Annotated in this window: 18 protein-coding genes; 2 read left to right on the top strand and 16 right to left on the bottom strand. The window is 46.0% G+C overall.

The window, feature by feature from the left end:
* Positions 1–15 precede the first annotated feature (15 nt).
* The 13 genes from CA267_RS12780 to CA267_RS12720 all read right to left on the bottom strand — a co-directional run bounded on the left by CA267_RS12780 (position 16) and on the right by CA267_RS12720 (position 11,413).
* Entirely contained in the window at positions 16–240 is a 225-nt protein-coding gene (locus CA267_RS12780) for a DUF1653 domain-containing protein (protein WP_170669059.1), read from the bottom strand.
* A complete protein-coding gene (gene dinB, locus CA267_RS12775) occupies positions 233–1,330 on the bottom strand; it encodes a DNA polymerase IV (RefSeq protein ID WP_075610412.1) in 1,098 nt (365 codons plus the stop codon). The genes CA267_RS12780 and dinB overlap by 8 nt, the downstream gene beginning before the upstream one ends.
* 237 nt (positions 1,331–1,567) lie before the next feature.
* Positions 1,568–1,801 carry a (Na+)-NQR maturation NqrM gene (nqrM, locus tag CA267_RS12770; protein ID WP_075610411.1) on the bottom strand — a complete coding sequence of 78 codons (234 nt, stop codon included), beginning with the start codon at positions 1,799–1,801 and terminating at the stop codon, positions 1,568–1,570.
* A gap of 24 nt (positions 1,802–1,825) precedes the next feature.
* Entirely contained in the window at positions 1,826–2,836 is a 1,011-nt protein-coding gene (locus CA267_RS12765) for an FAD:protein FMN transferase (protein ID WP_075610455.1), read from the bottom strand.
* A gap of 77 nt (positions 2,837–2,913) precedes the next feature.
* On the bottom strand, positions 2,914–4,143 hold the full coding sequence (gene nqrF / locus CA267_RS12760; RefSeq protein ID WP_075610410.1) for an NADH:ubiquinone reductase (Na(+)-transporting) subunit F: 1,230 nt from the start codon (positions 4,141–4,143) through the stop codon (positions 2,914–2,916).
* Between the two features lie 20 nt (positions 4,144–4,163).
* Entirely contained in the window at positions 4,164–4,772 is a 609-nt protein-coding gene (gene nqrE, locus CA267_RS12755; RefSeq protein WP_075610409.1) for an NADH:ubiquinone reductase (Na(+)-transporting) subunit E, read from the bottom strand.
* Positions 4,773–4,775: 3 nt separating this feature from the next.
* On the bottom strand, positions 4,776–5,408 hold the full coding sequence (locus tag CA267_RS12750; RefSeq protein WP_075610408.1) for an NADH:ubiquinone reductase (Na(+)-transporting) subunit D: 633 nt from the start codon (positions 5,406–5,408) through the stop codon (positions 4,776–4,778).
* 12 nt (positions 5,409–5,420) lie between these two features.
* On the bottom strand, positions 5,421–6,185 hold the full coding sequence (locus CA267_RS12745; protein ID WP_075610407.1) for a Na(+)-translocating NADH-quinone reductase subunit C: 765 nt from the start codon (positions 6,183–6,185) through the stop codon (positions 5,421–5,423).
* Positions 6,175–7,380, bottom strand: a complete 1,206-nt coding sequence (locus CA267_RS12740) for an NADH:ubiquinone reductase (Na(+)-transporting) subunit B (RefSeq protein ID WP_075610406.1) — start codon at positions 7,378–7,380, stop codon at positions 6,175–6,177. The genes CA267_RS12745 and CA267_RS12740 overlap by 11 nt, the downstream gene beginning before the upstream one ends.
* Before the next feature lie 3 nt (positions 7,381–7,383).
* The gene (locus CA267_RS12735) at positions 7,384–8,724 is read right to left on the bottom strand and encodes a Na(+)-translocating NADH-quinone reductase subunit A (protein ID WP_075610454.1); all 1,341 of its coding nucleotides are present in this window, start codon (positions 8,722–8,724) and stop codon (positions 7,384–7,386) included.
* 310 nt (positions 8,725–9,034) lie between these two features.
* Entirely contained in the window at positions 9,035–9,199 is a 165-nt protein-coding gene (locus CA267_RS12730) for a hypothetical protein (protein ID WP_170669058.1), read from the bottom strand.
* Positions 9,200–9,342: 143 nt separating this feature from the next.
* Positions 9,343–10,521, bottom strand: coding sequence for an enoyl-ACP reductase FabV (gene fabV, locus CA267_RS12725; protein WP_075610405.1), 1,179 nt, complete (start codon positions 10,519–10,521; stop codon positions 9,343–9,345).
* 271 nt (positions 10,522–10,792) lie between these two features.
* Positions 10,793–11,413, bottom strand: a complete 621-nt coding sequence (locus CA267_RS12720) for an FKBP-type peptidyl-prolyl cis-trans isomerase (protein WP_075610404.1) — start codon at positions 11,411–11,413, stop codon at positions 10,793–10,795.
* 230 nt (positions 11,414–11,643) lie between these two features.
* On the opposite strand from CA267_RS12720, the gene ppc reads away from it, so the two are divergent.
* The gene (ppc, locus tag CA267_RS12715; RefSeq protein ID WP_075610403.1) at positions 11,644–14,265 is read left to right on the top strand and encodes a phosphoenolpyruvate carboxylase; all 2,622 of its coding nucleotides are present in this window, start codon (positions 11,644–11,646) and stop codon (positions 14,263–14,265) included.
* Positions 14,266–14,346: 81 nt separating this feature from the next.
* Here the strand turns inward: ppc and mdh are convergent, their stop codons facing one another.
* Entirely contained in the window at positions 14,347–15,285 is a 939-nt protein-coding gene (mdh, locus tag CA267_RS12710; RefSeq protein ID WP_075610402.1) for a malate dehydrogenase, read from the bottom strand.
* Between the two features lie 219 nt (positions 15,286–15,504).
* On the opposite strand from mdh, the gene argR reads away from it, so the two are divergent.
* On the top strand, positions 15,505–15,969 hold the full coding sequence (gene argR / locus CA267_RS12705; RefSeq protein WP_075610401.1) for a transcriptional regulator ArgR: 465 nt from the start codon (positions 15,505–15,507) through the stop codon (positions 15,967–15,969).
* A 210-nt stretch (positions 15,970–16,179) separates the two neighbouring features.
* Here the strand turns inward: argR and CA267_RS12700 are convergent, their stop codons facing one another.
* Positions 16,180–16,866, bottom strand: coding sequence for a type 1 glutamine amidotransferase domain-containing protein (locus CA267_RS12700; RefSeq protein ID WP_075610400.1), 687 nt, complete (start codon positions 16,864–16,866; stop codon positions 16,180–16,182).
* A 143-nt stretch (positions 16,867–17,009) separates the two neighbouring features.
* The gene (locus tag CA267_RS12695; protein ID WP_075610399.1) at positions 17,010–20,150 is read right to left on the bottom strand and encodes a TonB-dependent receptor; all 3,141 of its coding nucleotides are present in this window, start codon (positions 20,148–20,150) and stop codon (positions 17,010–17,012) included.
* Positions 20,151–20,253: the final 103 nt, after the last annotated feature.

The following is a 20,253-nucleotide window of genomic DNA, read 5'->3' as shown; positions in this document are numbered from 1 at the left end:
TCGGAAGAATTGGAATTAGTTGTCAACATCAGCATTCCCTATGTATCGAAAGCGCTCCACCGATCTGCCATTCACTTCGACATTTTCCGTAAACATGGCAAGAGGACGCACCCACAATGCCTTTTCGCCATAACACGGCCGATACACCACCAACTGGCCTTCGTCTTCGGAATGTGTAGCAACACCGATAACATCATATTCGCTGCCTTTGTAATGCATATATCGCCCTGGTTTAATCATAATTTTTCCTGTCAGGTTCTTCAAAAGGGAAAGTCAGTTGTTCTACAGGTACGTCTTCCGCCAAACCCACATGCAAGCCAAGAAGGCGGATTCCCCGCCCCTTACTGCGCTCATAGGCTTGTTCAAGCAACGTATAAAAATATTCTGGAGCAAGCTGATGTTGCTTATGCTCAACCGTTGTCTGTTGGAAATCGTTGAATTTTAGCTTAACTCCCTGGCTGCGAATACTGCACTTTCGGCGGTTGCCACCTTTTTCCTTGTGTTGCGCCAATCGCTCTTCGAGTTTATCCAGAAGGTGCGGTAAAAACTGGCGGCATTCATCAAGGCTAAGAATATCTTCACTCAATGTTCGCTCCACTCCGATAGATTTACGCTCTCTGGTAGCATTAACTTCGCGATCATCAACGCCATGAGCTCGATTCCACAGTACAGCACCAAATTTACCAAACTCTTGCTGAAGGCGCTCATAGGGATAGCTGCGAACGTCGTTACAAATCTTGAGGCCCAGACGTTGCAGTTTTTGTAACGTCACCCGCCCCACACCAGGAATTTTTTCCAACGGCATTACCCGAACAAAGGCATCAAGCTTATCGGGAGTAATGACGCAGATCCCATTTGGCTTATTTTCATCACTGGCGACTTTGGCGACAAACTTACAGGAAGCCACGCCTGCAGAAGCGGTCAAGTTAAGCTCTTCGCGTATCCGCTTGCGGATATCTTCAGCAATAAGGGTTGCGCTGCCGCCGAACAACGGTGAGTCAGTCACATCCAGATAGGCTTCATCTAACGACAACGGTTCAATAAGAGGGGTATAATCTGAAAATATTTGGCGGATTTTTTGGGATTCACGCACATAAACATCCATCCGCCCACGCAACAGCACAAGGTCCGGGCATAATCGCATTGCGTACGCCGTAGCCATAGCCGAACGAACGCCAAATTTTCGAGCGGGATAGTTACAAGTAGAAATTACCCCACGGTGCTGAGAACTTCCACCTATAGCAATAGGGAGATGCGTGAGCGCAGGGTTGTCCCGCATTTCCACTGCGGCATAAAAGCAGTCCATATCAATATGGATAATTTTACGCACTCAACGCACCAAAAACTGTACACATAAACAGTATTCTACAAGAATAACTTGTGATTTACAGAGAAAAAATGCGGCGCTATATTTTGCCTAATATAATCCCAGGTTGATGGGTGATCAGCTCAGGGCACAACGATAGTGCGAGATTAAGAGGACGGTTGATCAGCAGTAATAGGCTCTCTATCAGAGACAGGAAAGGCAGCGTAAGCTGCCTTTCCTAATCGACTAGTAAGGGCGAAACTAGAGAATTTGGTTCTCCTTCCACTCTTTTAACCTGCTCTGACGCGCTTGCTCCTTTTCCATTCGCGCCTGTTTACGATCGCAAGGTTCAGGGCAGTCACAGGCTTTAGATATGCCTAAAGCACCTAATCCGCCGCAACTTCCAGAGATTGTTTTGCGTTGCAACATATAACCGACGGCCATCGCTCCAACCATAGCCAGAAAAAAAACAAAAGCTAATACAAATGTAGCCACTATTTACCTCCTACAAATTACCGCTTAATTATGGACTTCAACCAAATCTTCGAACTCAGAAGATGACCATTCTTCAAAGCCATCCTCTACGCGTCGAATAAGAAACACTGCCAAGTGTTCTTTTTCGGCTAATTTTCGTGCCTCTTTCCACCCCATGACATTGAATGCTGTGGCTAAACCATCAGCAGTCATAGAAGACGGATGTACTACCGTTACCGCTACCAGATTGTGTTGTATAGGGCTGCCGGTGCGCGGGTCGATTAAGTGAGAATAGCGTTTACCGTCTTGCTCGTAATAATTCCGATAGTCTCCCGAGGTAGCAATGGCGTTTGTTCCTATTGAGACAATTTTTTGCACTGCGCGTTCCGTGGTCACCGGCTTCTCAATGGCAATAAGCCAGGATTCACCATTTCCTCGCTGCCCTTTGACCCGCATTTCTCCGCCTATTTCGACCAAGTAGTCGGTGATTCCCTGACTTTCAATAATTTCAGCAACCTGATCCACCCCGTAGCCTTTGGCGATAGTAGATAAATCGACGTACAGCATAGGATGCCGCTTCATCAATCCTTCTTTGGTGACTTTCAGCTTATCTAAACCCACATAATCCCTTACATTGGCGATATCTTCTTGCGTCGGAATTTTCTCGGGCCGCTTATTCGGGCCGAACCCCCATAGGTTTACCAAAGGACCAACCGTAATATCTAACACACCATGGCTAAGATGTCCGAGCCGAATTGCCTCCTGAACTACTATTCTGGTTTCATCAGAAACAGCAAAAGGTTCGGTAAACCGATTTTGATTGAATCTTGAAAGTTCAGAGGTAGGATCATAGGTTGACATCAGCTTATTAATCTCTACCAAGCGTTGATCAATCATTTCTTGCAGACCTTCAACCTCGCCTGCCTCACCTACGATATATTTAATATTATAAGTCGTGCCCATGGTATCGCCATGCAGATGCGCAACCGGCAATGTATCGCGGCTACATGCAGCAATCAGAAAAAGTGATAAAAATAAAAACCCGGTACGAATCATATGTTTGGTCACTACAGCCCCTCATAACATACAAAAAAGGGAGCGAGAGCCCCCTTCCGTCATTTAATCAGACTTATTTACCCGCCAAAGTCATCGAGTAAGATATTTTCGTCTTCTACGCCTAGTTCCTTAAGCATGTTAATGACTGCGGCGTTCATCATCGGAGGACCACACATGTAGAACTCACAGTCTTCTGGCGCAGGATGATCTTTCAGATAATTTTCCAATAACACCTGATGAATAAAGCCTGTGTAGCCTTCCCAGTTGTCCTCTGGTTGAGGATCGGATAAGGCTACATGCCATTCAAAATTATCATTCTCTTTAGCCAACATGTCGAAATCTTCAACGTAGAACATCTCTCGAAGAGAACGAGCACCATACCAAAAAGAAATTTTACGCTTGGTTTTCAGTCGACGAAGCTGATCGAAGATGTGTGAGCGCATTGGCGCCATACCAGCACCACCACCAATAAATACCATTTCAGCTTCCGTTTCTTTAGCAAAGAATTCACCAAATGGCCCAGAAATTGTGGCTTTGTCACCTTCTTTCAGACTCCAAATGTACGACGACATTTTTCCAGCAGGCAAGCTTAAGTTATTAGGCGGCGGCGAAGCAATTCGCACGTTCAGCATAATAATGCCTTCCTCTTCTGGATAATTTGCCATTGAGTAAGCACGAATGGTTTCTTCGTCTACTTTAGATTCAATATCAAAGAAGCCGAAACGTTCCCAATCCCCGCGAAATTTTTCCGGAACATCAAAGTCTTTGTATTTGACATGGTGAGGCGGCGCTTCAATTTGAATATAACCACCAGCTCGGAACGGTACGCTCTCGCCGTTAGGTATCTTCAGTTTAAGCTCTTTAATAAAGGTGGCTTTGTTATCATTAGAAATGACTTCACAATCCCACTTTTTAATACCAAAGACTTCTTCCGGTAATTCGATATCCATGTCTTGCTTTACTGCTACCTGGCAAGACAAACGGCAACCTTCACGCGCTTCACGTTTAGTGATGTGATCGAGTTCGGTAGGTAAAATTTCGCCGCCACCAGATTTAATATCCACACGGCACTGTCCACAGCTACCGCCGCCACCACATGCTGAAGATACAAAGATACCTGATTCCGCCAACGCGCCCAGCAATTTCCCACCCGGTGAGGTCTTAATTGCTTTTTCAGGATCATTATTAATTGTAATCGTCACATCACCACTTGGCACCAGTTTAGATTTGGCGAACATGATGATGAAGACCAGCGCTAACACGATCACAATGAACATGCCTACGCCAAGAAAAATTTCTACATTCATTTAACTGCTCCCAAGCGTTATTACAGTGCGATACCAGTGAATGACTGAAAGCCGAGCGCCATCAGACCAGCGATCATAAATACTGAGCCTAGGCCACGTACGCCGTTTGGCATATCGGCATACTTCAGCTTTTCCCGAACAGCTGCCAGCAGAACAATAGCCAAGGCCCAACCCATACCACTGCCGACACCGTATACAATACTTTCGGCGAAGCTGTATTCCCGTTGAACCGCAAAAGCCACGCCACCAAATATGGCGCAGTTAACAGTAATCAGAGGTAAGAATATACCCAGTGCGTTGTATAGAGCGGGAAAGAACTTGTCCAAACTCATTTCCAAAATTTGCACCAGTGCAGCGATAACACCGATAAATGTCAGGAAGTTTAGGAAGCTCAAGTCAGTGTCTGGAAAACCTGCCCATGCCAGCGCACCAGGAGCCAGAATATTGACATAAATGATCTGATTCACTGGTACAGAAATACCCAGTACAACTACAACCGCAGCACCTAAGCCCATAGCGGTTTTAATTTTTTTCGATACCGCAAGGAACGTACACATTCCCAGGAACAAAGACAAAGCCATGTTCTCAATAAAAATTGAACGGACAAATAATGACAAATAATGTTCCACGACTTACTCCTTAGGCTCAACTTGCTCTGGGCGGAAGGTACGAAGTAGCCAAACCATGCCACCAATCAGGAAGAAAGAGCTAAACGGCAGGATTAACAAGCCATTACCTTGATACCAGCCACCGTTTTGTACTAGCGGCAGAATTTCGAAATTTAAGATTGTGCCAAAACCGAAAAGCTCTTTCACAGTACCGATACAAACCAAAATGAAAGAATAGCCCAGGCCATTACCAATCCCATCAAGGAAGCTTAATAGTGGCGGGCTCTTCATCGCATATGCTTCAGCGCGCCCCATTACAATGCAGTTGGTGATAATCAAGCCTACAAACACCGATAGCTGTTTGGATATCTCGTAGGTATAAGCTTTTAATATCTGGTCAACCACAATAACCAGCGATGCAATAATCGTCATCTGAATAATAATCCGTACACTGGACGGAATCTGGTTACGGATCATCGAGATGAATAAGTTTGAAAATGCAACAACGGTAGTCAGCGCGATTGACATAACCAAAGCGGTTTCAAGCTTGGTTGTAATCGCTAACGCTGAACAAATACCCAAAACCTGTAAGGCAATCGGGTTGTTATCAAGAATTGGTCCAAACAGGACCTTTTTCATTTCTTTAGTGTCTGCCACGATAATACCCCTTTACGAACGCCATTTCTGATTCTTAAGGAAAGGACCGAAGCCCTGCTCACCCGTCCAGTACTGGATCGTATTTTGAACGCCTTTACTGGTCAAAGTAGCACCGGAGATTGCATCAACAGCATGCGGATCATCAGGATTAGCATTTTTCTTAACAACGATAGCGACTTCGCCATCTTCGTAAAGCTTTTTACCTTCCCATTTAGCCTGCCATGAAGGATTCTGCACTTCACCACCAAGTCCTGGCGTTTCTGCCTGCTGATAATAAATCAGCTCTTTTACGGTTTTCCCATCTGCATCTACAGCTAAGAAGCCGTACATGAGATCCCACAGTCCACTCCCATGAACTGGGAGTATAACCCGAGAAACTGCACCGTTTTCATCATGCACCAACCATACGCTGGCCACGTTAGCGCGACGCTGAAAGCCGACGTTGCTGTCAGTAATTCTTTTGCTGAATTCCGATTGCTTAGCCGCTTTATACATATCGTAATCGGGTGCCGGAGCTTCAGTAAAATCACCACTGTCTAAATCAACATAACGTCTTTCGATATATTTATCATAAGTCGCGTTAATTTGATCTTCCGACATTCCGGCTTCGTATAAACCTGCTGCTGTCAAAATGTTCGATTGCTTATCCAAGGCTTCATTAGTCTGTTGAATCTTGCGCAAACCCACAGCCGCTCCAGATACTACAATAGAGCACACCAAACACACAGCCAACACAACACCGAGAGTTTTACCTAAAGATTCTTTTTTAGCCGACACGAGCTATCCTCCGCTTAATGTTTCTTTGTGCGACGAAATAGTCGAACAGTGGCGCCCATAGGTTAGCAAACAGAATTGCCAACATCACCCCTTCTGGGAAAGCAGGGTTAAGGACACGAATCAGAACCGTCATAAAACCAATAAAAATCCCAAACGCCCATTTACCAGTGTTGGTAAATGAAGCTGATACCGGGTCCGTCGCCATAAAGAACATGGCAAACGCTAGTCCGCCCACGACAAAGTGCCAGTGTGCAGGCATAGCAAACATCGGATTGGTTTCGCTGCCAATGACATTTAACAGCGTAGCAAATGCAGCAACGCCCAGCGCAACTCCAGCAACAATACGCCAGCTTGCAATACGCATATATATGATAAACAAGCCACCGATAAGAATAGCTAAAGTAGAAGTTTCACCTGCCGACCCTTGGATAAAGCCATAGAAATGATCCCACCACAAGCTCATATTGCTGTAATCAACACCACCGACGCTAATGGCCTGGCTTAATGTGGTTGCTCCAGAAAATCCATCTGCGGCTACCCACACCTGATCGCCTGAAATTTGTGCAGGATATGCAAAATAAAGAAATGCCCGTCCTGCCAACGCAGGGTTCAGGAAATTGCGGCCGGTTCCACCAAACACTTCTTTGGCAATAACCACACCGAAGGTAATGCCCAACGCAACCTGCCACAATGGAATAGTAGCCGGTAGTGTTAAAGCAAATAATACCGACGTTACGAAGAATCCTTCGTTGACTTCATGCTTACGAATTGAAGCAAAAAGCACTTCCCAGAAGCCACCGACAACGAAGGTTACTGCATAAACAGGTAGCCAATAACATGCGCCGTAGCCAAATAATCCTAACCAACCGGCGTTGGCAATATCGCCACCTAATGCAGAGAACAGGCCAGCCTGCCAAGAATCAGGCAGCGTTCCCGCGCCTGCAGCAATCGCTTCCTGCGCCTGAAAGCCAATATTGTACATACCAAAAAACATCGCCGGAAAAGTCGCTACCCATACAAAAATCATGATGCGCTTTAGGTCGATGCTGTCACGTACGTGCGTACTGGCCTTGTTTACTTTACCTGGGGTATAAAAAATAGTCGCAGCAGCTTCATATAGTGCATACCATTTTTCATATTTTCCACCTGGCTCGAAATTTGGTTCTACTTTTTCCAAATATGCTTTCAAACCCATGACTTACCCCTCTTTCTCAATGGTATTCAAGCAGCTACGCAGAATTGGGCCATAATTATATTTGCCTGGACACACATAGGTACACAGCGCTAAATCTTCTTCGTCCAATTCCAGACACCCCATCGCCTGCGCGCTGTCTGTGTCGCCGGAAATTAAATCTCTCAGCAACAGCGTAGGAATAATATCCAGTGGCATAACGCGTTCGTAATTGCCGATTGGCACCATGGAACGTTCTGAACCATTGGTGGTAGTGGTCATGTCGAACTCTTTGGTCCCCGTCAGATGACCTAAATAGGCGCGAGTCACAGAATGTTTATCAGAACCTGGAGTGATCCATCCGAGGAATTTTTTCTCGCGGCCTTCTTTTATTAAAGAAACCTGTAAATGGAAGCGCCCCAAGAAACCGTGCACACCTTGCGCTGTGGTACCGTTTAATACAGAACCTGATACGGTACGCACATCACCCGCTTCAGCTTCATTGGCGGTTAACTCAGTGACATCAGCACCTAGTAGCGTTTTCACCAGCCGAGGATTCTTAGCAGCTGGGCCACCAATTGCAATGACTCGCTGATTATCTAATTCCCCAGACGTCAGCAGGGCACCAACTGCCATCACGTCCTGATAGTTGATGTGCCAAACTTTCTTACGCGGCCCTACCGGATCTAAATGATGAATGTGGGTACCTGGAAGACCCGCAGGATGTGGCCCCGCAAATTCTTCCACATCGACTTTGGCATCACCTGTTGGTATTGATGCTCCTGGCGCTTTAGATACAAACACTTTACCGGCACTTAACTGCCCCATGGCTTTTAGGCCATTGACAAAATCCTGCTCACGTTCAGCGATAATAAGGGCAGGATCTGCAGCCAGTGGATTCGTATCCATAGCGTTAACAAAAATAGAATGAGGTTCAGAATCAAGCGCGGGTGCCTTACTGAAAGGACGCGTACGCAACGCTGTCCACATGCCTGAATCTACCAAAACCTGCTGAAGTTGTTCACGGGTTGCGCTATTGATCTGATTAGCGGCAATTTTTTCAAAAGTAACAGCATCGTCACCTTCAATTTTGATAACCACAGACTGCAGAACTCGTTTCGCGCCACGGTTAACCTCTACCACTTCGCCTGCAGCTGGGGCGGTGAATTTAACGCCTGGATTCTTTTTGTCTTCAAAAAGAATCTGGCCTTTTTTCACCTTGTCACCAACTTGAACGTGCATGGTAGGACGCATACCCACATATTCTTCTCCCAGAACGGCAACGCGCGTAACAGCAGCTCCATCGGAAATCTGCTGTAGCGGCGCCCCCTTTATCGGGAGGTCGAGACCTTTCTTGATTTTTATCATATGTAATCGCACTACTCTAATAGAAGAACCTTTTTGCATGACCGCAGAACATACTGCCAGCATGCAAAAATGCACTGAACTCAGGTGTGTTTCACCTACCATCTATTTGAATTACCTACAGTAAGTTCAGACAATCGGGATAACCCGAAACAGACCTGAATACTGTTATTGATGCTCATTTTGCAATGATCAACGCACAGTCCATCTCAGCATTTGTTTAATTATAATGCACTTAAATGGCCGCAGTCGAAGAAGTAAGGTTGAAAAAGCCCCCTACTTAATCCGGGGATTTTAACATCAACCCACCGGCTTACGCCATGCAAATAATGGCGAAAGGTTTATTTTTGTTTATTTTGAGTGTAAAAAACAGTCCATTCCGCCGTGCTTTTTTGCGGGTAAATCGCAAATAAGCCGTTTCAAGGGCCTGTTGTTCTGTACCGCTCAGTTTTGCAACGATGGCAGGTTCTTTATGCAAGGCAGCGGCTGTGACATGTAATGGCCTGCATGAACAGTAGTTAACGCAGTAGAAAATGCCTGCAAGCGCTGTCCGACGTATTCTCAACAAATTCGGACAGCCAAGGCTAACGGGCCGAAGGAAGGCCTTTTACAACCGAATTGTTACCAACTGACCATCGGATCGGTTTCGTCATCATAGTTTACGCTATTGATGTCAAACCCGAACAACTTAAGAAACTCATGATGATATCCGGCATAATCACTAAGTTCATGGAAATTTTCCTGATTCACTTTATCCCACAACGCTTTAATTTTTGCCTGCGTAGCGTCATTGGTTTCCTTGCCATCCATTCGATAGCGGTTTGCTTCATCAAGTGTCGGTGAATCGCCATACAGGCAATCAGAAAATAAGCCGAATATCTGTTCGATACATCCTTCGTGAGTGCCCTCTTCTTTCATCACCTTGTAGATTAACGATATATACAAGGGCATTACTGGAATCGCAGAACTCGCCTGGGTAACCAGTGCTTTTAATGAAGACACGTGGGCATCAGCTAAAAGAGAACTGTGTTTTCCATTAATTGCTGCTGCAGCGCGGTCAAGATCTTCTTTTGCTTTACCGATAGTTGCCTGTCCATAGATAGGCCAGGTTAGTTCTTTGCCGATATAAGTATAAGCTGTAGTTTTACAGCCTTCAGCCAACACATCTGCCGCAGCCATGGCATCTAACCAACGCTCCCAGTCTTCGCCGCCCATTACTTTGATGGTGTTGTGAATTTCATCATCGTTTGCAGGCTCAAGCTTTATTTCGTGAACCTGATCCTTATCGGTATCATAGGTTTTGGTAGTGTAAGCCTGTCCTACCGGCTTTAGCGTCGATTTATAAGTAACGCCACTGACCGGATCGGTGCGGCGAGGCGACGCCAGACTATAAATCACTAAATCAATCTTACCGAGATCGGCTTTAATTTTAGCAATTACTTCTTCTTTTACTTCATCAGAAAATGCATCGCCGTTTATCGTTTCGGCATACAAATTGTTCTGCTTCGCCTGAGCATGGAAAGCGGCAGTATTATACCAACCCGCGGTGGCAGTTTTACGCTCAGAAGGCGGTTTTTCAAAACAAACGCCCAAAGTTTTAGCGCCATAGCCGAATGCCGCAGTAATGCGAGACGCTAGCCCGTAGCCGGTTGAGCTTCCAATTACCAGCACGTTAGCGGGGCCCTTGCCCAAGTCACTTTGTTGACGAACATAATCAATTTGTTCAGCCACAGAGGCTGCGCAACCTACTGGATGGGCATTGGTGCAGATAAAGCCTCTGACTTTAGGCTTGATGATCATAATAAATGTCCTTTGCTATTTGTGCGGGTATTGTAATGATGCCCAACGCGATAACAACTCGGAGCAGATAACGGTTGAGCAAATAACTTAGTAATATTTGCTATGTACTATGGACGCAGTTTACGCTTTTACTGTAAAAGTTTACAGAGCGATTCTTAAACCCCTGCCAACCAATAGATAGAAGCGGAATTTGAGTTATCTGGATGGAAAGTGCTGATAAGTGGCGGCTTTAGCGCCACCACTGTCTTAGCTTGCTGTTACTGGCTGAAATCTACCCAAGGATATCGAGCAGTTCAATATCAAAAATCAGCGTGCTATAAGGGGCAATAGCGCCGCCTGCACCTTGTTCACCGTAAGCAAGATCATGAGGAACGTACAAGCGCCATTTTGATCCCACTGGCATAATTTGCAGCGCCTCGGTCCAACCTTTTATTACGCCACCTACGGGGAATTCTGCCGGCTGCCCACGCTCATAAGAACTGTCAAACACTTTACCATCGATGAGAGTGCCGTGGTAATGGGTACGTACAGTGCTGTCAGCGGTTGGTTTCTCACCCTCTCCCTGCTCCAGGATTTCATATTGCAAACCCGATTCAGTAACAGTTACTTCTTCACGCTTGGCATTGTCTGCTAAAAATGCATTACCGGCTTCGACTATTGCTTTACTCTGTTCGGCCTTCGCTGCTTGCATACGCTGATGAATTTCACCAAAGGCATTACGCAAGGTGTTGTTATCAACCTGCTGCGACGCCCCCTTAAATGCATCTTGAATTCCTTCCACTACCGCTTCCAGCGCCATTCCTTCAAAAGGATTCGATTTTAGTTGCTCGCCCATTTGGTAACCAACACCATAGCTTGCCTGGGTTTCCACTGTTGTGTACTTATCAGTCACAATTACTCCTGAAATTTAATTACATTTTTCGTTCGTTATTTGCGCTTCAAATAACGGATTAATACGTTTTTTCTATAACCTTCGAAATTGTATCACACCGTAAAATGTCTTGCCTGACCCAAAACGGAGCAAGCACCTACCGCGGCAGTATGGCTTAAATTATAACTAAAGACGTTAGACAAGTTTCTTTCGAAGCAGTAAGGTTAAGGCCATGAAATCAGGAGGACGCCATGCAAACACACTATGACGCGGAACTGAAAGATACAGTTCGTTATCTTGGAAAAGTTCTAGGCCAGACTATTAAGGCAGAGTTAGGCGAGGAATGGTTAGAGCGTATAGAAAAAATACGCAAAGACGGAAGAGCTTCTTATCAGGGCGACACTACCTGTAGTGAGAACCTGAAAGAAATTTTCAAAAGTTTACCCGATAGCAGCTTACTTACAGTCGGTCGCGCTTTCGCTCAGTTTTTGAATCTGGGGAATATAGCCGAACAAGAATACAACAGCGCTATGAATGTCGATGCTTCTATCGACGCGCTTTTTAAACATCTCGACAAAGCCGAATTAACAGCAGAGAACGTACAAAAAGCCGTGGAAAAACTGAATATTGATTTGGTTTTAACCGCGCACCCTACCGAAGTCACTCGACGCACCCTTATTCACAAACATAAAGAACTTGCGCGGTGTTTGCAGTCTATCCATCAGGAATCACTGGATGATATAGAGCGAGCGCGGGTAGAGACGCGTATTGCCGATCTCATCAGTCAGGCTTGGCATACCGAAGAAATTCGCTCTGAGCGTCCCACTCCTGTAGATGAGGCGCGTTGGGGATTTTCGGTAATTGAGAATTCTCTATGGGAAGCGGTACCGGAATTTCTGCGTGAGATGGATGAACGTCTGCAAGCAGATTATAACGTGGCGCTGCCATTAGATGCCGCCCCTATTCAATTCAGCTCGTGGATGGGCGGTGATCGTGACGGCAACCCATTTGTGACGGCAAAAGTGACTGAGCAAGTGCTTTTGCTTGCCCGTAAACGGGCGGCAAAGCTGTTTACTATCGATCTTGACCGTCTGCAGGTAGAGCTGTCGATGTTTGATTGTAATGATGCAGTGCGTGAGAAAGTGGGCGACTGTAACGAACCGTACCGCGCGTTGCTGCGGCCATTGGTTCGACGCTGCGCTTCTACACGCGATGGCATTGCCGATTATCTCGCGGGCAAGCAGGTTGATCAAAGTAACTGGATAGCCTCGAACGATGAGCTTCTGGAGCCGCTTCTGCTTTGTTATGCATCGCTGTGCGAAGGTGGCATGAAAGTCACAGCGGATGGATTGTTGCTTGATACCATTCGCCGTGTGCGCTGTTTTGGCGTTCACTTACTACGGCTGGATATTCGCCAGGATTCAGAACGTCACGCCGATGTCTTTAGCGAGCTCACGCGGTACCTGGGGTTAGGTGACTATAGTCAGTGGAGCGAAGCTGACAAGCAGGCGTTTTTGTTACGTGAACTGAGTTCGAAGCGTCCACTTTTTCCGAATCAGTGGGATGCCTCGCCAGACGTTAAAGAAGTGCTGGATACCTGCAAGGTAATCGCCAAACATAGCGAGAACGGCTTTGGGATCTATATCATTTCCATGGCCAGCGAGCCTTCAGATGTTATGGCGGTGCAGTTACTGCTGCAGGAAAGCGGTGTTAGCTGGCCTATGCCAGTAGCGCCATTATTCGAAACGCTGGACGATTTAAACAATTCGCCAGATGTCATGCGTAAGCTGCTTTCAATCGATTGGTACCGTGGATACATTAAAGGCCGCCAGTTCGTCATGATTGGGTATTCTGATTCCGCCAAAGATGCTGGAGCCTTGGCTGCTGGCTGGGCTCAGTATGAATCCCAGGAAGCGCTGGTAAAAGTGGCAGATGAATTTGATACCACGTTAACCCTATTCCACGGACGGGGCGGTACAATAGGCCGTGGCGGGCTACCAGCCCATGCTGCCATTTACTCGCAGCCTCCGGGTTCTCTGGAAGGCGGATTCCGTGTCACCGAACAAGGGGAAACCATTCGCTACAAATTTGGCATGCCGCTTCTGGCTAAGCGCAGCTTGGGCATTTATGCCAGCGCCATTATAGAAGCAATGCTGTTTCCGCCTCCGGAGCCCAAAGCACAATGGCGCGAAATTATTACTAAAATGGCAGCTCAAGGCCGTGATAATTATCGTAAAACAGTACGCGAAGATAAAGAATTTGTGCCTTATTTCCGCGTAGCAACGCCTGAACAAGAGCTTGGAAAGTTGCCGCTTGGCAGCCGTCCTTCCAAACGTAAGCCAGAGGGCGGCATTGAAAGCTTGCGTGCAATCCCTTGGATATTCGCCTGGGCGCAAACGCGGTTGGTGTTACCTTCCTGGCTGGGCGTTATGCGAGCCATTGATAAAGTGAAAAAAGAAGAAGATGAAGCCGTTGTTAGCGATATGTTTGCCAGCTGGCCATTTTATCGCTCACGCCTATCAATGTTAGACATGGTGTTTCATAAAGCCGACCCGCGTATCAGCGAAGCCTATGATGCGCGACTGGTGCCTGATGAACTTAAGCATTTCGGTAAAGCGCTACGAGAAGAGTTAGCAGAAAGCGTCAATTCACTGCTGAAGTTGACTGGTCAGAAAAGTATTATGGATAAAGATCCGCAAGGTAGAGAATCCATGGAAATTCGCGCTGCTTACCTGCAGCCTCTGCACTATCTGCAAATTGAGTTACTGGAAAGAATTCGTGAAGCGGGTGATGATGCTCATAATTCGACCCTTGAGCGTGCCATGATGGTTACCATTGCAGGCATCGCAATCGGGATGCGTAATACAGGTTAAGTAGAGTGACATTAAGTTATACCGTTTGGTATAACCAATAAAAGCGCCGGCATCAGCCGGCGTTTTTTTATCTTGCTAACATTAGCCTTTTACGAAATCAACACCAAGTTTGATGTCGCCACGTAAACCTTCCAGCATGTCATCCTTCGCTTTCTGTTCGAAGTCGCTTAAATCGCCGTAAGGTAAAATTTCTTCAACCCCGTTAGGACCTAAACGCACCGGGTGAGAGAAAAACGCCGCATCATCGCTGTCGTCAGTCTGAACGTACGTATACTCAACTACATTCTCGCCCTGCATTGCTGCCACCAAAGACAGGCAGAAACGCGCTGCCGCCTGACCCATGGATAAGGTTGCAGAACCGCCGCCCGCTTTTGCTTCTACCACTTCGGTACCTGCGTTTTGAATACGCGTAGTCAAGCTGGAGACTTCGTCGTCGGAAAAGCTTACGCCTTCAACCTGCGACAACAGAGGCAAAATGGTAGTACCTGAGTGTCCGCCAATTACCGGAACATGAATAGCGCTCGGGTCGAGATCTTTCAGTTCAGCAATGAACGTTTCAGCGCGAATGACATCAAGAGTGGTCACACCAAATAGTTTGTTTTTATCGTATACACCTTTAGCTTTCAGAGTTTCTGCAGCAATGGCAACAGTGGTGTTTACTGGGTTTGTAATTACACCTATACAAGCTTTCGGACAGTTATCAGCAACGCTTTCAATCAGACCTTTAACAATCCCCGCGTTTATGTTGAACAAGTCTGAGCGATCCATACCTGGCTTACGCGGAACGCCTGCGGGAATAAGAACAACGTCACAGCCTTTTAATGCGTCTGCTAAATTGTCTTTACCGTGACCGGTTACTTTCACCGCTGTGGGGATATGGCTAAGATCAACAGCTACACCAGGAACTACTGGCGCAACATCATACAACGCTAATTCAGAACCTGCTGGCAACTGAGTTTTCAACAACAAAGACAACGCCTGACCAATACCACCGGCAGCACCTAACACGGCTACTTTCATACCATTTCTCCTATGGAATTTTCACGTCTAAAAACGGAACGTCACAGTAATGCAACATGAGGAAAAACTCAATCACCAGGGAATCTATGCAAAGATTTAGATAATTAAGCTTTCAATATTCACAATCATGAATGATTATGCATTTAAATTGCGTAAAGCACACCTCTACGGCACAATAATAGCTCTTTCCACGAACAACACCAATCACGACAGGATTTTATGGCCAATCCAAAACAAGAACAGCTAGTTAAAGCCTTCAAAGACATTCTTAAAGCTGAGAGCTACGGATCTCAGGGAGAGATTGTCGACGCCCTGAAATCTGAAGGTTTTGATAATATAAGCCAGTCAAAAATCTCCCGCATGCTCAGTAAGTTTGGCGCAGTAAGAACCCGTAACGCCCGTGGCGATATGGTGTACTGCTTGCCCCCGGAACTTGGCATGCCCACGGCGAAAAGTCCATTAAAACAACTCGTTTTAGACATTGTACATAACAACGTGATGGTAATCATCAGAACCAGCCCGGGAGCAGCGCAACTCATCGCGCGACTGCTGGATTCGCTGAGCCAGAAAGATGGCGTATTAGGCACAATCGCTGGCGACGACACTATTTTCATTGCCCCCGCCGATGTCACTAAAATTGAGGAAATTCGCCAGCGCGTGGAAAATCTTTTTGAAAATGTCTAGGGCCTGTTGCTCTTCGCTACCTGAATTAAATAAACCTGTTTTGATCGCAGCGCGGTATGAAGTCTTTCTAGACAAAAAGCCAGCTAAACAAATCTGTGCAACAACGAACAAGACAGGTTTATGACGATGCCTTCGGGCTGCACTTGCAGCCTCTACTATCGATTTACGCGCAGATACTCTCTCGCGCTTATTTTCTTTAAGCGCTCCAGCTTAATGCCCTAATTTGGCAATAAGCGCATCGGCAGCGGGTTTGGATGAAGCAGGATTTTGCCCGGTGATCAACAAACCGCTTTCACAAACTTTAGGTTCGAAATCTTTTGTAGACATAAATTTCGCTCCTTTTTCCTTTAGCGCATCTTCTACCAGATAGGGCACTACATCATTAAGCGACATCGCCTTTTCTTCACTATTAGAAAATCCTGTGACTTCTTTATCTTTAATATACGGTTTGCCATCTTTGCCCTTTACTTCTTTGAGCACAATGGGAGCATGGCAAACAGCAGCAACCGGCTTATTAGCCGACAGCATCTTTTCGATCAGTTCGATAGATTTCTGATTATCGGACAGATCCCACAGTGGGCCATGCCCGCCGGGATAAAATACAGCATCAAATTCATCCGCCTGAACATCTTCCAACGCCATGGTTGAGGCCAGAGCCGAACGCGCCAGATCATCCTCCACATAGCGCTTTGTCGCATCAGTCATGGCGTCATCCGCAATGCTGTTTGGATCGATTGGCACCTGACCGCCCATTGGTGATGCCAGCGTAAGCGCGTAACCAGCATCCAAAAACGCATAATATGGCGAAGCGAATTCTTCTAACCACATTCCTGTTTGCTTGCCTGTTTCACCTAATACGTCGTGTGAAGTCATTACCATTAACACTCGCTTGCTCATTGTCATCTCCCATGAGGTTAAAGTGTTTAATACTCTTGTAAGGCGGGTTAAGTTTACCGGAGCGGTATGAGATGGGTGTCGAGAGGTAGTTTTTCAGACATAAACAAACCGCCGAGCAAAGTCGGCGGTTTTGAGAGCGTAAATTAGAACTTATAGTTCACACCAATGCGTATTTCCCAAAGTGAGGGACCACGTTGAACGCTTTGCTCAGGATTAGAAAAACTGCTATAAACATACTGGCCCGCATCGTTCTGATCAACCCGAACCACTTGGTTACCTACAAACGAACCTTGGCGGAAATCTCCCCAATCGTCATTCAGCAAGTTTGTGAGGTTTTCGATAACGAAAAAGGCGCTTGCGCTGTGGCCTTCCATGAAACCAGGTAACTCTTGAGATATTCTTACATCAGTTTTGAACCACCAATCTGCAGTTTCTGCGTTACGCTGAGTAATCTCACCACGAGTTATCCCTTCAGAGTTAACCCAATCATTGAACGCGGCTTCTGTTGCTTCATCTGCAAATACAACATTAGGATCGTTTTCAAGCGGTACATACAGTAACTGGCGTCCATATTGATCATCCCAAGGGAAAGCCTCGGACTCTGTATCATACACAAACGAATAAGGTTTACCTTCGTTGGCAGTAGCAAACAGACTAAAGCGAGTGGCATAGCCATTAATGAACTCGTGCGCGTAGTTGAGAGTCAGGTTAAACCGATGCCCGATAGAGTAATCTGACGTTGCTACCGCTGGATTAACTGGGTCAATTAAAGCCGTGTTACCATAGTTAGAACCTGCTGTTGAGCTTGTCATTGGGCTCACATCTTCAGCATCTACGTAAGCATAGCCAAAGGTGCTATCAAACCCATTATTCCAATCCTTAGTAACACCGAATGAGAATATAGTGGAATCGCCACTATCGCCATCGACGTTATCTAAAATGAGATCATAATTAGTAAAACGTCCAGGAATGGTGTCGTATATTGGGCGCCCATCGAACAGTGTATCGCCAGTGGGAGACAGAGTAGCATCTCGAACGATAGCAGCATCTTTACGTTTTGTATAAATGATATCCGCAGTCAACACAAAATCATTAGGTGTAATATAAGTTGCACCAACCGAATATTTCCATTCAGATGGAATTTCAAAATCTGGAGCGGTTGCATTAGTACCCCCATCACCATCGGTTATACTAGTATTACCCACTTCGTCATACAAGGCTTGAGGAATGTCGTAGATCGGACGCCCTTCACCTGTTAACGGTACGTCGAACAATGACGTTGTGCCACTTGACCAACCTGGTATCAGACCTTCGCGTACGCCGATATTGGTTACGCCGTCGTTAGAGTACGCGTTAGAGATCCATACGTTAGGGTTACCACCCGAATACAAACCGAAGCCACCGCGAACTTCCAAGTCTTCTTGAACAGACCAGGTAAAGCCCACACGCGGTTGTAGCAAGTCGATACCGTCTACTGTGGCAGTATTGGCAAATCCATAGCGGTCAGTAAAGTTCTGATTTAAACGAGGAGAATCATCAGTACTGTATCTTTCATAACGTAAACCGGCCATTAACTTAATGTCATCGGTTATATAAAACTCATCCTGTGCATAAAGCGACATTACACTGTAAGAGAAAGACGCAGCCGCATCGTTAGGATTATTCGTACCAGCAGAGTTATTATAGTAAATGGCAGATGGAGTGCCGGCTTCAAAAGCTTCAATGCTGGCAAAACGATACTCACCTACAGTGTGCTGCATAAACAGGTTGAAAACTTCCAAGTCCATGTTTTCTATGCCAGCGGTAATTTTATGATCGCCCGCATAATATGTGCCTGCTAACTTAAGCGTTAATGCGTCATAGTTCATAATATTGGACTGACGTGAATCATCCGGTCCAATATAGATTGTGCCGGACGAAGGCGTCTTTATTTGCGCTTCAGCAAAACCGGAAGCCGCATCCAACGATTGCTGACGATTTTCTAAGTCAATATAACCAATACGGAATTCCGTAGAGAAATTTTCTGTCCAATCCGAAAATATGGACGAAGCAATAGAGGTTAATTCCGCGCCACGCTCGTAGTAATGATTCGACAAAGGCAATTCGTCAGACCCAGTATCAGATTGGCTGATAGAGAACCCGTCGTTCCAGTTATAGACGAAAGAAGCGCGATGGTTAGCATTAATGTTCCAGTCCAATTTTACGAGAATTTTTTCATCTTCAACAGGGGCAGAACCTGGCATACCGCCAACATCGTAGTTGTAAACGTCGGCTGCAATTTGAGTAATTTGCGCAATTTCATCCTGAGTAATATTGCCAGCATCCAACGCGTTATAGTTGAATAGCTGTACACCTTCAACTTTTTCATAAGCACCAAAAAAGAAAAGCTTATCTTCGATTAGCGGCAAGCCTACATTTACGCCATAACGCTTTTCAGTGTAGTTACCGTTGTCTTGCTTAACGCCGTTAACTTCATCTCCACGGAAAGAGTCACTGGTATAGTCAAAGAACGCACCACCATGAACTTCGTTCGTCCCGGATTTTGTAACCGCATTAATGTTACAGGCCGTAAAACCACCATATTGAACATCAAAAGGTGCCAGTTCCACGGCAACTTCCTGAATAGCATCATAGGAAAATGGCATCCGCTCTGTTGGGTAACCATTGCTATTCAAGCCAAACAAATCGTTCATTGCCACACCGTCCAGGGTAAGGCTGTTATAACGGGGGCTACTTCCGCCGCAATTAATAGAATCGTTAAAGCTTTCGTCTACGAATACGCGAGGGTCAGCACGCACAACATCTGTGATGCTGCGGTTAATAGCTGGCATGTTAGCCAAATCTTCGGCATTAAAAATAGTGGTAGGGCCGGTGCTACCAAAGTTGCTCGCTGCCAGAGAACTTCCGCTCACCGAGATTACTTCAATGTCTGCATTATCATCTTCTAACTGAAGATTTAATCCATATGCATCACCTAACGTTAAATATATATCGTTAAGCGTCGTATCTTGAAACTCGTTAGAATCTACAACAATCTTATAAGGTCCGCCCACGCGTAAACCACGCAACGCAAAGGAGCCGTTTTCGCCGACAACCACCTCCCGGGCAGTTCCTGTCGGTACGTGAATTACAGTAATTGTTGTGCCTGCAGCTGGAGTACCTGTAGGAGATAGAATGCGTCCTTCCATGGCGGAAGCGGTTTCCTGGGCAAAAGCTGGAGCTGAAAGGCCAACTGACATTGCCACTGCCAACGCAATACGTGTGCGTTTCATCATTGTGTTCATTTGTGTTTCCCTTGTGTTATGCGCGCGAGTACAAATTGTCTTATGCTATTTCGGCTCGCTGTTTTCACGCCGAGATTGAAGTAAAAGTATGACACTTTTATGA

The sequence above is a fragment of the Alteromonas pelagimontana genome (assembly GCF_002499975.2).
Classification (GTDB): Bacteria; Pseudomonadota; Gammaproteobacteria; order Enterobacterales; family Alteromonadaceae; genus Alteromonas; species Alteromonas pelagimontana.
Note: the sequence above shows the minus strand (reverse complement) of the source record. Positions and strands in the feature narration are given on the sequence as shown.

What these genes read in the sequence shown, in the direction of transcription:
- mdh (WP_075610402.1), bottom strand. Translation starts at nt 15,285, where the DNA reads ATGAAAGTAGCCGTGTTAGGTGCTGCCGGTGGTATTGGTCAGGCGTTG.
- CA267_RS12765 (WP_075610455.1), bottom strand. Translation starts at nt 2,836, where the DNA reads ATGATTCGTACCGGGTTTTTATTTTTATCACTTTTTCTGATTGCTGCA.
- nqrF (WP_075610410.1), bottom strand. Translation starts at nt 4,143, where the DNA reads ATGAATGTAGAAATTTTTCTTGGCGTAGGCATGTTCATTGTGATCGTG.
- CA267_RS12740 (WP_075610406.1), bottom strand. Translation starts at nt 7,380, where the DNA reads ATGGGTTTGAAAGCATATTTGGAAAAAGTAGAACCAAATTTCGAGCCA.
- CA267_RS12780 (WP_170669059.1), bottom strand. Translation starts at nt 240, where the DNA reads ATGATTAAACCAGGGCGATATATGCATTACAAAGGCAGCGAATATGAT.
- CA267_RS12735 (WP_075610454.1), bottom strand. Translation starts at nt 8,724, where the DNA reads ATGATAAAAATCAAGAAAGGTCTCGACCTCCCGATAAAGGGGGCGCCG.
- CA267_RS12695 (WP_075610399.1), bottom strand. Translation starts at nt 20,150, where the DNA reads ATGAACACAATGATGAAACGCACACGTATTGCGTTGGCAGTGGCAATG.
- CA267_RS12700 (WP_075610400.1), bottom strand. Translation starts at nt 16,866, where the DNA reads ATGAGCAAGCGAGTGTTAATGGTAATGACTTCACACGACGTATTAGGT.
- argR (WP_075610401.1), top strand. Translation starts at nt 15,505, where the DNA reads ATGGCCAATCCAAAACAAGAACAGCTAGTTAAAGCCTTCAAAGACATT.
- ppc (WP_075610403.1), top strand. Translation starts at nt 11,644, where the DNA reads ATGCAAACACACTATGACGCGGAACTGAAAGATACAGTTCGTTATCTT.
- fabV (WP_075610405.1), bottom strand. Translation starts at nt 10,521, where the DNA reads ATGATCATCAAGCCTAAAGTCAGAGGCTTTATCTGCACCAATGCCCAT.